This window comes from Jejubacter calystegiae, from assembly GCF_005671395.1.
In the GTDB taxonomy this organism is placed as follows: Bacteria; Pseudomonadota; Gammaproteobacteria; order Enterobacterales; family Enterobacteriaceae; genus Jejubacter; species Jejubacter calystegiae.
This window is the reverse complement of sequence record NZ_CP040428.1, coordinates 2,358,152-2,371,811: the sequence shown is the minus strand read 5'-3', so window position 1 is coordinate 2,371,811 and position 13,660 is coordinate 2,358,152. Positions and strand designations below refer to the sequence as shown.

Annotated in this window: 15 protein-coding genes and 1 pseudogene; 8 read left to right on the top strand and 8 right to left on the bottom strand. The window is 57.2% G+C overall.

The features are described from left to right. Positions 1–6: 6 nt before the first annotated feature. Both cyoE and FEM41_RS10945 read left to right on the top strand, forming a co-directional pair. A complete protein-coding gene (cyoE, locus tag FEM41_RS10950; protein ID WP_138096004.1) occupies positions 7–894 on the top strand; it encodes a heme o synthase in 888 nt (295 codons plus the stop codon). A 146-nt stretch (positions 895–1,040) separates the two neighbouring features. Then, positions 1,041–2,411 (top strand): MFS transporter, encoded by a 1,371-nt coding sequence (locus FEM41_RS10945; protein WP_138096003.1) that lies wholly within the window; start codon positions 1,041–1,043, stop codon positions 2,409–2,411. A 38-nt stretch (positions 2,412–2,449) separates the two neighbouring features. On the opposite strand, the gene FEM41_RS10940 is transcribed toward FEM41_RS10945, so the two are convergent. Further along, a complete protein-coding gene (locus tag FEM41_RS10940; RefSeq protein ID WP_138096002.1) occupies positions 2,450–2,941 on the bottom strand; it encodes a YajQ family cyclic di-GMP-binding protein in 492 nt (163 codons plus the stop codon). 134 nt (positions 2,942–3,075) lie between these two features. Here FEM41_RS10940 and panE point away from each other — a divergent pair, with 134 nt between their 5' ends. Both panE and yajL read left to right on the top strand, forming a co-directional pair. Next, the gene (panE, locus tag FEM41_RS10935) at positions 3,076–3,987 is read left to right on the top strand and encodes a 2-dehydropantoate 2-reductase (protein WP_138096001.1); all 912 of its coding nucleotides are present in this window, start codon (positions 3,076–3,078) and stop codon (positions 3,985–3,987) included. Next, complete coding sequence (gene yajL, locus FEM41_RS10930) at positions 3,950–4,543, top strand: protein deglycase YajL (protein ID WP_138096000.1); 594 nt, start codon at positions 3,950–3,952, stop codon at positions 4,541–4,543. The genes panE and yajL overlap by 38 nt, the downstream gene beginning before the upstream one ends. On the opposite strand, the gene FEM41_RS10925 is transcribed toward yajL, so the two are convergent. From FEM41_RS10925 to thiI, 3 genes are all read right to left on the bottom strand, one after another. Next, complete coding sequence (locus tag FEM41_RS10925; RefSeq protein WP_138095999.1) at positions 4,544–4,966, bottom strand: type II toxin-antitoxin system HicB family antitoxin; 423 nt, start codon at positions 4,964–4,966, stop codon at positions 4,544–4,546. It abuts the gene before it with no gap. 14 nt (positions 4,967–4,980) lie between these two features. Further along, positions 4,981–5,157, bottom strand: coding sequence for a type II toxin-antitoxin system HicA family toxin (locus tag FEM41_RS10920; protein ID WP_138095998.1), 177 nt, complete (start codon positions 5,155–5,157; stop codon positions 4,981–4,983). A 257-nt stretch (positions 5,158–5,414) separates the two neighbouring features. After that, on the bottom strand, positions 5,415–6,863 hold the full coding sequence (gene thiI, locus FEM41_RS10915; RefSeq protein ID WP_138095997.1) for a tRNA uracil 4-sulfurtransferase ThiI: 1,449 nt from the start codon (positions 6,861–6,863) through the stop codon (positions 5,415–5,417). A gap of 217 nt (positions 6,864–7,080) precedes the next feature. On the opposite strand from thiI, the gene xseB reads away from it, so the two are divergent. From xseB to FEM41_RS10895, 4 genes and pseudogenes are all read left to right on the top strand, one after another. Then, entirely contained in the window at positions 7,081–7,323 is a 243-nt protein-coding gene (gene xseB / locus FEM41_RS10910) for an exodeoxyribonuclease VII small subunit (RefSeq protein ID WP_138095996.1), read from the top strand. Beyond that, positions 7,323–8,222 carry a (2E,6E)-farnesyl diphosphate synthase gene (ispA, locus tag FEM41_RS10905; RefSeq protein WP_138095995.1) on the top strand — a complete coding sequence of 300 codons (900 nt, stop codon included), beginning with the start codon at positions 7,323–7,325 and terminating at the stop codon, positions 8,220–8,222. Before xseB ends, ispA begins: the two co-directional genes overlap by 1 nt. Before the next feature lie 22 nt (positions 8,223–8,244). Beyond that, entirely contained in the window at positions 8,245–10,110 is a 1,866-nt protein-coding gene (gene dxs, locus FEM41_RS10900; protein WP_138095994.1) for a 1-deoxy-D-xylulose-5-phosphate synthase, read from the top strand. Positions 10,111–10,170: 60 nt separating this feature from the next. Continuing rightward, positions 10,171–11,128 (top strand): annotated as a pseudogene (locus tag FEM41_RS10895) (aldo/keto reductase). 42 nt (positions 11,129–11,170) lie between these two features. Here the strand turns inward: FEM41_RS10895 and pgpA are convergent. Genes pgpA through ribH form a run of 4 tightly spaced genes read right to left on the bottom strand, consistent with a single transcriptional unit; the run spans position 11,171 to position 13,603 of the window. Further along, a complete protein-coding gene (gene pgpA, locus FEM41_RS10890; RefSeq protein ID WP_138095993.1) occupies positions 11,171–11,680 on the bottom strand; it encodes a phosphatidylglycerophosphatase A in 510 nt (169 codons plus the stop codon). Then, positions 11,658–12,635, bottom strand: coding sequence for a thiamine-phosphate kinase (gene thiL / locus FEM41_RS10885; protein WP_138095992.1), 978 nt, complete (start codon positions 12,633–12,635; stop codon positions 11,658–11,660). Before thiL ends, pgpA begins: the two co-directional genes overlap by 23 nt. A gap of 58 nt (positions 12,636–12,693) precedes the next feature. Continuing rightward, positions 12,694–13,113: a transcription antitermination factor NusB gene (gene nusB, locus FEM41_RS10880; RefSeq protein WP_138095991.1), complete on the bottom strand. Its 420-nt coding sequence runs from the start codon at positions 13,111–13,113 to the stop codon at positions 12,694–12,696. Positions 13,114–13,132: 19 nt separating this feature from the next. After that, a complete protein-coding gene (ribH, locus tag FEM41_RS10875; RefSeq protein ID WP_138095990.1) occupies positions 13,133–13,603 on the bottom strand; it encodes a 6,7-dimethyl-8-ribityllumazine synthase in 471 nt (156 codons plus the stop codon). Between the last annotated feature and the right edge of the window lie 57 nt (positions 13,604–13,660).

Genomic DNA, 13,660 nt, shown 5'->3' with positions numbered 1-13,660 from the left:
GGCAAAATGATTAAGCAATACCTGCAAGTCACGAAACCAGGAATTATTTTCGGGAATTTAATTTCTGTCATAGGGGGATTTTTACTGGCCTCACAGGGCAGTATTGACTATCCCCTCTTCCTTTACACCCTGATGGGCGTATCGCTGGTGGTGGCGTCTGGTTGCGTTTATAACAACGTGATCGACCGCGACATCGACCAGAAAATGGAGAGAACGAAGAATCGGGTGCTGGTAAAAGGCCTGATCTCACCGAAAGTATCGCTGGTGTACGCCACCTTGTTGGGTATTGCTGGCTTCATGATGCTGTGGTTTGGTGCCAACCCGCTAGCCATGTGGCTGGCGGTGATGGGCTTCGTGGTTTATGTAGGCGTCTACAGCCTGTATATGAAGCGCAAGTCCGTCTACGGTACGTTGATCGGCAGTCTCTCCGGCGCGGCGCCGCCGGTGATCGGCTACTGTGCTGTCACCAACGAGTTCGACGCTGGTGCCCTGATCCTGCTGGCTATCTTTAGCCTGTGGCAGATGCCGCACTCCTATGCGATTGCCATCTTCCGCTTTAAGGATTATCAGGCCGCCAACATTCCGGTTCTGCCGGTAGTGAAAGGCGTGCCTGTGGCAAAGAACCACATTACGCTCTACATCATCGCTTTTGCAGTGGCCACGCTGATGCTGTCGCTGAGCGGCTACGCCGGTTACAAGTATCTGATTGTTGCCGCGGCGGTTAGCGTATGGTGGCTGGGGATGGCGCTTTCTGGCTATAAGACCGAGAACGATCGCGTCTGGGCCCGTAAGCTTTTCGTCTTCTCTATCGTCGCTATCACTTCGCTGAGCGTGATGATGTCGGTCGACTTTATGGTGCCGGAATCCGGTAACCTGTTGACCTGGGTCAGATAACTCACTGCATGACGAAAAGGCCGCGTAAGCGGCCTTTTTTATCGGCATCTTGCAGGTAACTTCCTGTAATATTTGCTAAACAAGCTAATATTTACCCCTCCCTGGCCGCACACTACACTATGTCCGGCTTTTATTCCGAGGTACTAATGAACGACTATAAAATGACGCCCCTGGAGCGGCGCGCCACCTGGGGGTTAGGGACGGTCTTTTCACTACGCATGCTGGGCATGTTTATGGTGCTGCCGGTTCTGACCACATGGGGCATGGCGCTACAGGGCGCCAGCGAAGCGCTCATCGGTCTGGCGATCGGCATCTACGGCCTGGCTCAGGCTATCTTCCAGATTCCTTTCGGCCTGCTTTCCGATCGCATTGGCCGTAAACCGCTGATTATCGGCGGCCTGTTGATATTCGTGCTGGGTAGCGTTATTGCCGCCCTCTCCCACTCCATCTGGGGCGTCATCCTCGGCCGCGCCCTGCAGGGCTCAGGCGCGATTGCCGCCGCAGTCATGGCGCTGCTTTCAGACCTCACCCGGGAACAGAACCGCACCAAGGCCATGGCGTTTATCGGCATCAGCTTCGGGGTCACCTTCGCTATCGCGATGGTGCTGGGCCCCATAGTAACGCATGCCGCCGGACTGCACGGGCTGTTCTGGATGATCGCTCTACTGGCGACCCTGGGCATCGTCATTACGCTGCTGGTTGTCCCCTCCAGTGAAAACCATGTGCTGAATCGCGACTCCGGCATGGTACGTGGCTGTTTTAGTAAAGTGATGAGCAACCCGAAGTTGCTGAAGCTGAACTTCGGCATTATGTGTCTGCATATCCTGCTGATGTCCACCTTTGTGGCGCTGCCTGGCGAGCTGGAGCGGGCAGGACTCCCTGCCGAACAGCACTGGAAGGTTTATCTGTGCACCATGCTAATCGCATTCGCATCGGTGCTGCCGCTGATTATTTATGCCGAAGTCAAACGCCGGATGAAGCGCGTCTTCGTCGGCTGCGTGGCACTGATTATTATTGCGGAGATTGTACTCTGGGGCGCCGGTACCGGCTTCTGGACCCTGGCGCTGGGCGTTCAACTGTTCTTCCTGGCCTTTAACCTGATGGAAGCGCTGCTACCGTCGCTTATCAGTAAAGAGTCCCCGGCTGGCTATAAAGGAACGGCGATGGGCGTTTATTCCACCAGCCAGTTTATCGGCGTTGCCATCGGCGGTTCACTGGGAGGCTGGCTGGACGGTCTGCTCGATTCCCAGACCGTTTTTCTGTGCGGCGCGCTGCTGGCAACCCTCTGGCTGCTGGTAAGCATGACCATGAGTGAGCCGCCCTATGTAAGCAGCCTGCGCGTGGAACTGAATGAGGCAGCGGCCCGGGATCCCGATCTACAGCGCCGTCTGCTGGCTGCACCCGGCGTAAGCGAGGCGATTATCGTCCCGGGCGAGGGCAGCGCCTACGTGAAAATTGACAGCAAAGTGACCAACCGTTTCGATATCGAACAAATCATCAACGGCACTGCTGCCTGACAGCATGGGGGGAGGCGTCCCTCCCCCCATCATCCGCATTAGTCGCGGAAGTTGGTGAACTGGAAAGGCTGTCCCAGATTACCACCGCGCACCAGCGCCATCACTGACTGCAGATCGTCGCGTGACTTGCCGGTTACCCGCACCTGCTCCCCCTGGATCTGAGCCTGCACTTTCAGCTTACTGTCTTTAATCAGTTTCACAATCTTCTTCGCCTGCGCAGTCTCGATCCCCTGCTTCAGTTTGGCGTCCACGCTCCAGGTCTTACCGCTGTGCTCAAACTCGTCCGGCACTTCGATAGCGCTGCCTTCGATATTACGCTTCAGGAGCTTGCTGCGCAGGATATCCAGCAGTTGGTTAACCTGAAAATCAGACTCGCTAACGACCTTAATCGTCTGATTTTTATCATTAAGATCAAAGCTTGCGGTTACGTTACGGAAGTCGAAGCGGGTCTCCAGTTCGCGGCTGGCGTTATCCACCGCGTTACGCACTTCCTGCATATCGACTTCGGATACAATGTCAAAAGATGGCATGTTTTTATCTCCCTCCTGTTTTGTCGCATTGCATAATACCCACTAAGCTGCACAAAACAACACGCAGACGGGGATCGCCCCCGGCTTCGTGTCATCAATGCATAACACCGGACCACGGCCGGTGGGGAGGAATAATGAAGATTACCGTACTGGGTTGCGGCGCGCTGGGCCAGTTGTGGCTCACAGCCCTGTACAAACAGCACCATCAATTGCAGGGCTGGTTGCGCGTCCCCCAGACCTCGTGCACAGCCGATGTCACAGAGACAGACGGCACTCACATTAATCTAACGTTCACCGCCAATAATCGCGATTTTCTGGCTCACAGCGACCTGCTACTGGTGACACTGAAAGCCTGGCAGGTTTCCGACGCGGTGCGCCACCTGGTCGCAGAATTACCGGAAAACAGTCCAATACTGTTGCTGCACAATGGAATGGGGACCCTGGAGGAGCTCAAGGGCGTACGCCAGCCGCTACTGGTGGGCGTGACTACACAGGCGGCAAAGCGCGAAGGTAATAAGGTCATCCACGTCGCCAGTGGCCTGACGCATATTGGGCCGGGTAACGAGGCTGGGCAACGGCATAGTGGACTGGCGGTAGCGCTACAGCACGCCCTGCCCGATGTCGCCTGGCACGATAACATCAGCGCCATTGCCTGGAAAAAACTGGCGGTCAACTGCGCTATTAACCCCCTGACGGCCCTGCACGACTGTAACAATGGCGCTCTGCGCGCCCGGCCTGGTGAGGTGGAGCTTATCTGCAACGAAGTGGCGCTGGTGATGGCACGCGAAGGGCACCACACCTCACGGGAAGGATTACTCGACTACGTATGGCAGGTGATTGGCGCCACCGCAGGGAATGCCTCCTCCATGCTACAGGACGTGCGCGCCCGACGTCACACCGAAATCGACTACATCACCGGCTATCTGCTGAAACGCGCCCGAGCTCATGGACTGGAAGCGCCGCACAATAGCCGCCTGTTCGAACAGATAAAACGTAAGGAGAATGACTATGAGCGCATCAGCACTGGTTTGCCTGGCGCCTGGTAGTGAAGAGACGGAAGCCGTCACCACTATCGATCTGCTGGTACGGGCGGGGATTAAAGTCACGACCGCCAGCGTAGCCAGCGACGGCGATTTAACCATCACCTGCTCACGCGGTGTTCGACTACTGACCGATGCGCCGCTGGTTAAAGTCGCCGATGGCGAATTCGATGTGATTATTCTGCCTGGCGGACTTGGCGGCGCGCAATGCTTTCGCGATAGCCCGCTGTTAGTAGAAACCGTCCGCCAGTTTCATCTTTCGGGGCGCATTGTGGCCGCCATCTGCGCTGCCGCAGGCACAGTGCTGGTCCCTCACAATCTGTTTCCCGGCGCCAATATGACCGGCTTTCCCGGCCTGAAAGAGACCATTCCAACGGAGCAATGGAAGGAACGCCGTGTAGTCTGGGATCCCCGCTTTAACCTGTTAACCAGCCAGGGGCCAGGCACCGCCATCGATTTCGCGCTGAAGATTATCGATCTGCTGGTCAGCACCGAAAAGGCCCATGAAGTCGCAGGCCAACTGGTGATGGCGGCGGGGATCTATAACTACTACCAGGAGTGATCAACCCGGAGTCGCGGACAGTTCCAGGCGCAGCCCCAATGCCGCCAGCGCCCGCTCAATAGTATCGATTTTGGTCGGATGCGCCAGGTTTACAATACGGGACACCTCCTGGGGACGGGTACGTAAACGGCGCGCCAAATCGGCCTGAGAGATCTCCGCTTCCAGCAGCGCATTAAGCAATATCACCTTCGCTGCAACGCTGGCGGGCACATCGACCCAGTTATCATCGCGTTGAATGCTCGCCGGAGCCGGAATCTGGCGACCATCTTCGAAGTAGAAATCAAACGCAGTCACCAGGGCGTCCTGAGCCATCGCCAGTGCTTCCTCACGACTGTCGCCCTGGGTAAGAGCCTCAGGAATATCGGGGAAAGAGACAAACCATCCCCCCTCCTGTGCCACTTCAAGATTAACCTTATAACGCATCCTGTGACCTCCTGTTAAATGATATCGAGCTGCCGCAAAATCGCCCTGCGCAGACTCTCATTCAGCTCCCTGCCCGGATGGCGAGGCATCACACACTGCCGGCCATTAAGATAGATCTTCACATGGCTTCTCCCTTCAACGAAGGTGGCTCCCTGGCGGGCCAGGAAACGCCGGAATTCCCTCTGCTTCATCGCGCCTCCATGCGGACGTCTCAATATAAACTTTTTTGGTTATAAAAAAAGCCCGCTCGATCAAAAAATGCACAAATCGATTTATAACAGAAGCCGATAGAGGGTGGCGAAGAGGAGAAAACAGAACAGGAAGAGAGATTCAGAAAAGCAGACTTCTCACACCAGAGAGGCCCGGCAAAGTGTACAGGCTCGTGATTTATTCAGGGATGAAAAACAGGCTCCCACCGAAACTTAGCGTGGGAGCCTGTAAAAAGGTCTCAGGGACGCCACACCTTCACATTACTAAAGCCCTGTTCGCGCAGATACAGCGCCTGCAGGCGACTCATTACGCCGCGCTCGCACCACAGCAGGTAATTTTTGCTCTGATCGAGGTCGCCGAATTTGGTGCTCAGCTTGTAGAACGGCAGTGAAACCACCTCAACCCCTTCCAGGCTCAGCGGCTTATCGTCCTGCTCATCGATAGAGCGAATATCCAGTACCGCGTCGTTCGGGCCGAAGCTGGTAACGGTCTCGACTTCAACCACCTCCTGCTGAGCCTGCTCGGCGATATCGCGGATATCCATATTGGTCGCTGTTTCCACAACATGATCGAGGATAGCGAAGTCGAAATTCGCCTCTTCGGCTTCGATTTTCGCTTTCACCGCTTTCACAGTTGGGCTTTTCGAAATCACGCCGCAGTATTCTGGCATGGTGCGGGCAAAGTCTTCAGTGCCAATCTGGCGCGCCAGATTAATGATGTGCTCTTTATCGTGAGCAATCAGCGGACGCAGCACCAGGGTATCAGAAACATTGTCGATCAACCGCAGGTTGGTCAGGGTCTGGCTGGAAACCTGCCCCAGCGCCTCACCGGTAACCAGCGCCTGTACGCCATAGCGTTCGGCAATTTTCGAAGCGGCGCGAATCATCATGCGTTTCAGCACCACCCCCATCTGGCCATCGTCTACCTTTTCAAGGATCTCGCCTACCACGGGTTCAAAGTTAATGGCGACAAAGCGCACCCGGTGCGAGCTGCCAAAGCGATTCCACAGATAGTGCGCCACCTGACGAACGCCGATCTCATGAGCTGCGCCACCAAGATTAAAGAAGCAGTAGTGCACACGGCAACCGCGGCGGATCAACATATAGCTGGAAACCCCGGAATCGAAGCCGCCGGAAATCAGCGACATCACATCTTCCTGAGTACCGATCGGAAAACCGCCGATCCCTTCGGAGCGACCGGTCACCAGCAGCAGCCTGTCGTCTTCGATCTCCAGATTAACGGTGACATCCGGGTTGGTCAGCTTCACCCGCGCGCTTTCGATATTCTGGTTCAGACCGCCACCCACATAGCGTTCCACCTCAATAGAGGTAAATTCGTGCTTACCACGACGCTTAACGCGCACGCAGAAGGTCTTCCCTTCCAGCTCAACGCGATAGTGGTCAAGCGCACGCTCGAAAATGTCGTGCATTGAGGTGAAGGTAGACTCTTCAACCTCCAGAATATGGTGAATGCCGGGAATCCGGGTCAGCGCATCACGAATGGCGGGACGCTGGCTCTCATCCTTTGCGCGTACAATGATGTGATCCCAGTGTCTGACTACCGCCAGGCTCTCATCATAGGTTTTGAGGACGTTACGAATGTTTCCGGCTAACATTTTGATAAAGCGCAAACGAACCGATTGGCTTTTAATGGTGATTTCCGGAAACAATTTAATGATAAACTTCATGGCGACAAAGGTTAGTTGGTCAGCGCCGCCTGAGTGATACCGCGGGCTGAGAAAGAATCAGTACCGCAGGCGACCAGAGCCCCTGCGACCAGGACGCGCAAGTATACCACCAGGATTGTGAAACTGCTCACCAACCCTTATGACTTATTTGATTCTCCGCAGGCCTCCGTTACCATAACGGATTCGCGAAAAATGACTAAACAGGGCCAGACGCACCATGCCTAAAAAGAAACCTGAAACCGCCAGCTTTGAAACCGCTCTGGCGGAGCTGGAGCAGATCGTGACTCGTCTGGAGAGCGGCGATCTCCCGCTGGAAGAGGCGCTGAACGAATTTGAGCGCGGCGTACAGCTGGCGCGCCAGGGCCAGAGCAAACTGCAGCAGGCCGAACAGCGAGTACAGATCTTACTTAGCGAAAGCGAAGAGGCGCCGCTCGCCCCCTTCACTCCGGATGCCGGATAATGGATTTCTCTCAACAGATTCAGGCCCGCGTCGAGCAGGCCAATCAGGCACTGCTGCGTTTTTTAACGCCGCTGCCCTTTCAGAACACTCCTCTGGTGGATGCCATGCGCTATGGCACACTGCTGGGCGGCAAGCGGCTGCGCCCGTTCCTGGTCTATGCCACCGGCGAGATGTTTAACGTCGCCCCGCAGACCCTGGATGCGCCAGCGGCGGCCATTGAGTGCATTCACGCCTATTCGCTGATCCATGACGACCTGCCAGCGATGGACGACGACGACCTGCGTCGCGGCCAGCCCACCTGCCATATTAAATATGGCGAAGCAGGCGCCATTCTGGCCGGCGACGCGCTGCAAACGCTGGCATTTTCTATACTAAGTGATGCGCCGATGAGCGGAGTCGAACCCGGCCAACGCATCGCGATGGTGTCAGAGCTGGCCCAGGCCAGCGGCGCCGCTGGCATGTGCGCAGGGCAGTCAAAGGATATGGAAGCCGAAGGCCATCAGGTCAGTCTGGCTACCCTTGAACAGATCCATGCGCTGAAGACCGGCGCCCTGATTCGCGCTGCGGTGCGTCTTGGCGCACTTTGTGCCGGTGAAGAAGGTCGCCAGGCATTGCCAGTTCTCGATCGCTACAGCGCCGCCATTGGCCTCGCCTTCCAGGTGCAGGATGATATTCTGGATATCATCGGCGATACCGCCACCATCGGTAAGCGCCAGGGGCGCGATCCACAGCTCGGAAAGAGCACCTATCCCGCCCTGTTGGGGCTGGAACAGGCCCAGGCCAAAGCCCGGGATCTCTGCGATCGGGCGCTGGACGCGCTGGCGGAACTGAAAGCCGCATCGCTGGACACCTCTGCGCTGGAAGCGCTGGCGCGCTATGTCATTCAGCGCGATAAATAACCGACATCATGATGAGTCCCAGATGAGTTTTGATACAGCCAAATACCCGACACTGGCGCTGGTGGAATCCACCCAGGAGTTGCGCCTGTTGCCGAAAGAGACCCTGCCGCAGCTGTGCGACGAACTGCGTCGCTACCTGCTCGACAGCGTAAGCCGCTCCAGCGGGCATTTCGCCTCCGGGCTTGGCACGATTGAACTGACTGTCGCCCTGCATTACGTCTACAACACGCCGTTTGATCGCCTGATCTGGGACGTGGGCCACCAGGCCTATCCGCACAAAATTCTGACCGGGCGTCGGGACAGGATCGGCACTATCCGCCAGAAAGGTGGGCTACATCCTTTCCCGTGGCGCGGCGAAAGTGAGTATGACGTTCTGAGCGTAGGCCACTCTTCCACCTCCATCAGCGCCGGTATCGGCGTCGCGGTGGCGGCAGCCAAAGAGGAAAAAAATCGTCGCACGGTCTGCGTGATCGGCGATGGCGCTATTACCGCCGGAATGGCCTTCGAAGCCATGAACCACGCAGGGGACATTCGCCCCGATATGCTGGTGGTGCTGAACGACAACGAAATGTCGATTTCGGAAAACGTCGGTGCCCTGAATAATCACCTTGCTCAGTTACTTTCCGGCAAGCTGTACTCCTCGCTGCGTGAAGGCGGTAAGCGGGTTTTCTCTGGCGTACCGCCCATCAAAGAGCTGCTCAAGCGCACCGAAGAGCACATTAAAGGCATGGTAGTGCCGGGCACGCTGTTTGAAGAGCTGGGCTTTAACTACATTGGTCCGGTAGACGGTCACGACGTGCAGGGGCTGGTCAGCACCCTGAAGAATATGCGCGACCTGAAGGGGCCACAGTTTCTGCATATCATGACCAAAAAGGGTCGCGGCTACGAGCCGGCGGAAAAAGACCCTATCGCCTGGCACGCGGTACCGAAATTCGATCCAAGCAGCGGCAAACTGCCCAAATCGGGCGGCGGCCTGCCGGGCTACTCCCAGATTTTCGGCGACTGGCTGTGTGAAACCGCAGCAGAGGACGAAAAGCTGATGGCGGTTACCCCGGCCATGCGTGAAGGTTCCGGCATGGTGGAGTTTTCCCGCCGCTTCCCGGATCAATATTTTGACGTCGCCATCGCCGAACAGCACGCGGTAACTTTCGCCGCCGGACTGGCCATTGGCGGCTATAAGCCGGTAGTGGCTATTTACTCCACCTTCCTGCAACGCGCCTATGACCAGTTGATCCACGATGTGGCGATTCAGCAGCTGCCGGTACTGTTCGCCATCGATCGCGCCGGTATTGTCGGTGCCGACGGTCAGACGCACCAGGGCGCCTTCGATCTCAGCTTCCTGCGCTGTATTCCCGGCATGGTGATTATGACCCCCAGCGACGAGAACGAATGCCGTCTGATGCTGCATACCGGCTACCACTACAGCGACGGCCCCAGCGCGGTGCGCTACCCGCGCGGCAGCGTACGCGGCGTGGAGCAGACGCCTCTGGCGCCATTGCCCATCGGTAAAGGCGTCGTGAAGCGCGAAGGGGAAAAACTGGCGATCCTGAACTTTGGCACCCTGCTGCCGGAAGCGGAAAAGGTCGCCGAAAGCCTGAACGCTACGCTTGTGGATATGCGCTTTGTAAAGCCGCTGGATGAAGCGCTGATTCTCGATATGGCGCAACGCCATGAAGCGCTCATTACCGTGGAAGAGAATGCCATTATGGGCGGCGCCGGCAGCGGCGTAAACGAAACACTAATGGCCCACCGTAAAGCGATTCCGGTACTGAATCTGGGCCTGCCCGACCACTTTATTCCTCAGGGCACCCAGGACGAGGCTCGGGCAGATATCGGGCTAAATGCCGAAGGTATGGAAGCACGTATCCGCGACTGGCTGACTCTTTAATCCCTCCGTTCCCTCCCGCTGCTATCCTTAATTCACCAGAGATAACAGCGGGAGCACAGCATGCACTACCAGACCCTGGGAACCACCGACCTTAAGGTATCCTCACTCTGCCTGGGTTGTATGACCTTTGGCGAGCCTAATCGCGGCAACCATCCCTGGACGCTGCCGGAAGAGAGCAGCCGCCCTGGAGCAGGGCATCAATTTTTTCGACACCGCCAACAGCTATTCCGACGGCAGCAGCGAAGAGATTGTCGGCCGGGCGTTACGGGACTTCGCACGCCGTGACGAGGTAGTGGTTGCCACCAAGGTCTACTTCCCGGTGAGCGATCAGGGCGCCGGACTCTCCCGCGCCCAAATTCGTCGGGCCATTGATGACAGCCTGCGACGGCTGGGTATGGACTATGTCGACCTGTATCAAATTCATCGCTGGGATCCCTGGACCCCGCTGGAAGAGACCCTGGAAGCGCTGGATGAGGTGGTGAAGGCGGGAAAAGCCCGCTATATCGGCGCTTCATCGATGTATGCCTGGCAGTTCGCCAAAGCGCTCTATACCCAGCAGCACCGGGGCTGGGCGCGCTTTGTCACCATGCAGGATCAGTACAACCTGATTCAGCGTGAAGAAGAGCGGGAAATGCTGCCGCTGTGCACGGCGGAAAAGGTGGCGGTCATCCCCTGGAGCCCACTGGCTCGCGGCCGTCTGGCGCGCCCCTGGGGCGAAACCACCGCCCGCCAGGCCTCAGACGAAGTTGGCAAGACGCTCTATAACAACAGCGAAGAGAACGATGAACAGGTAGCCAGACGACTGGCCCGCATCGCCCAGGATAAAAACGCCAGTCTGGCGCAGGTGGCGCTGGCCTGGCTGATGAGTAAACCGGGTGTCGCCGCCCCGATCATCGGCGCTTCGCGTCCCGATCAACTGGATGAGCTGGTGAAATCGGTAGAGGTAAAACTGACGGAAGAAGAGATTGCCGAACTGGAGATGCTCTACCAACCGCATCACGTGGTGGGATTTAAATAGCAGAAGGCGCCCCTGACAAATGCCAGGGGCGCCGCCGATAAATTACAGCAGCGGCCAGTAGTAGCCTGCAAACCAGAGGATCGCTGCGGCGATCACCCCGGCCACGATATCGTCCACCATAATCCCCATTCCGCCGTGCACGTTGCGATCAAACCAGCGGATCGGCCAGGGTTTCCACATATCCAGAATCCGGAACAGCACAAAACCCGCCGCAATCCAGCGCCAGTCGGCTACCGGAATCGCCATCAGGGTGATCCACATTCCAATAAATTCATCCCAGACAATGCTGCCGTGATCGTGGACCCCCATATCCCGGGCGGTGCGATGGCACAGCCAGACGCCGATACAGATCCCCAGCAGCAGCAACAGCGCATAGAGATCCGGCGGCAGGCGGTGAAACAACCACCAGAAAGGGATCGCAGCCAGCGAGCCCATGGTACCCGGCACCACCGGACTCAGCCCGCTGCCAAAACCCGTCGCCAGCAGGTGACAAGGGTTACGTAAATTCAGACGGCGCTTCGCGGCCGCATTACTCTCTCGCAAAGTGGTCATAGCCCTTCCATTCCAGCGTAACGGCCTGCCCTTCCCGGATAAGGCGCAGCCCATCCGCTGCGGCAGTCATCTGTCCGATACAGGCCCATGGCGTGCCGGTCTGGCCTAAAGCCACTTCCAGCGCGCCGCGGTTGCGCTCCGGCGCGGTAAAGCACAGTTCATAGTCTTCACCGCCGGAAAGCGCCCAGCGCAGCGCCTGGTCCGGCGTCACGCTCTGCTGCAGTTCATGAGACAGCGGCAACTTTTCCAGTTCCAGGCGGGCGCCGCAGTCACTCGCTTTAAGGATATGCCCGAGATCGGCAATCAGACCATCAGAGATGTCTATAGCGCTGGAAGCCAGGTCTCGTAGCGCCTTGCCCTGCAAAATACGGGGCGTCGGCCGCAGATGGCGCTGTACCAGATAGCGGGCATCCTGCGGTTTCTCCGGTGATAACTCACCCTGCAAAATCGCCAGTCCGGCAGCGCTATCCCCCAGGGTTCCGGTCACATAAATCCAGTCGCCCGCCTTCGCACCGCTGCGCTTCAGCGCCCGCCCGGCAGGTACGTAACCATGAATACCCAGGGTCATCGCCAGCGGACCACGCGTGGTATCGCCGCCAATCAGTTGCATATCGTAGTAGTTAAGCTGTTCGAACAGACTGTCGCTAAAAGCCTGTAACCACGCTTCATCTACCGACGGTAGCGTCAACGCCAGGGTCAGCCAGGCAGGATCGGCCCCCATGGCGGCCAGATCGCTTAAATTCACCGCCAGCGCCTTACAGGCCAGATCGGCGGGATCGATATCCGACAAAAAGTGGGTGCCCCCCACCAGGGTATCGGTGCTGATAGCCAGCCACTGTTTTTCCGGCACCGCCAGCAGCGCACAGTCGTCGCCAATGCCGGTTTCCACATCGCGTCGCAGAGTGCGGGCGCGATCAAAATAACGGGCAATCAGAGAGAATTCGCCGCTTGCCATAGGGAATGCCTCAACTCAGGGGATAAAGAACAAAGGCCGGCAACGCCGGCCTTTAAGGCTACTTCTTACGGGGACGAATATGAGGAGCGGCTTTATCCAGCACGCCATTGACGAATTTGTGGCTGTCTTCAGCGCCGAAGGTTTTCGCCAGTTCAATCGCTTCGTTGATCGCCACTTTGTACGGCACATCATCACGTTTGGACAGCTCATACAGCGCAAGGCGCAGTATCGCCTTTTCCACCTGACCCAGCTCATCGAGCTGACGGGAAAGATAAGGCGCCATCAGATTATCGAGATACGCGCTGTTGGTCGCCACCCCGGAGAGCAGTTCACGGAAGTACGTTACGTCAACATCCTTGACGTCCTGTTCCGCCAGGAACTGGTATTCAACATCGGCGATGTCGTTCTGGGACAACTGCCAGGAGTACAGCGCCTGAACGGCACACTCACGGGCACGACGACGAGCAGCAGGTTTCACGGAATTCCCCTTACTAAAATCAAGCCTTAATGGCTTTTAACACATTAATCATTTCCAGCGCGGTCAGCGCCGCTTCGGCGCCTTTATTACCGGCTTTGGTTCCAGCACGCTCAATAGCCTGCTCGATACTTTCGGTGGTGAGTACGCCAAAGGCGACCGGGATTTCGCTTTCCTGCGCCACGTGGGCCAGACCGTTGCTGGCGCCCCCTGCAACGTACTCGAAATGTGCAGTGCCGCCGCGAATAACCGTACCCAGCGCGATAACCGCGTCATATTTGCCGGTTTTGGCAAGCGCACCCGCCGTCAGCGGCAGTTCATAAGCACCCGGAACCCACACCACGGTAATGTTTTCATCTTTGACCTGACCAATGCGCTTCATGGCATCGATCGCGCCTTCCAGCAGGTTATCGTTGATGAAGTTGTTAAAACGCGCGATGGTGATAGCAACGCGGGCGTCCGGCGCTGCGACATTAGCTTCAATAATGTTCATACTTGTCCTTAACGGGTTCAGTTATCCCCCGATATAGGGGGGCGGATTCTATCATAA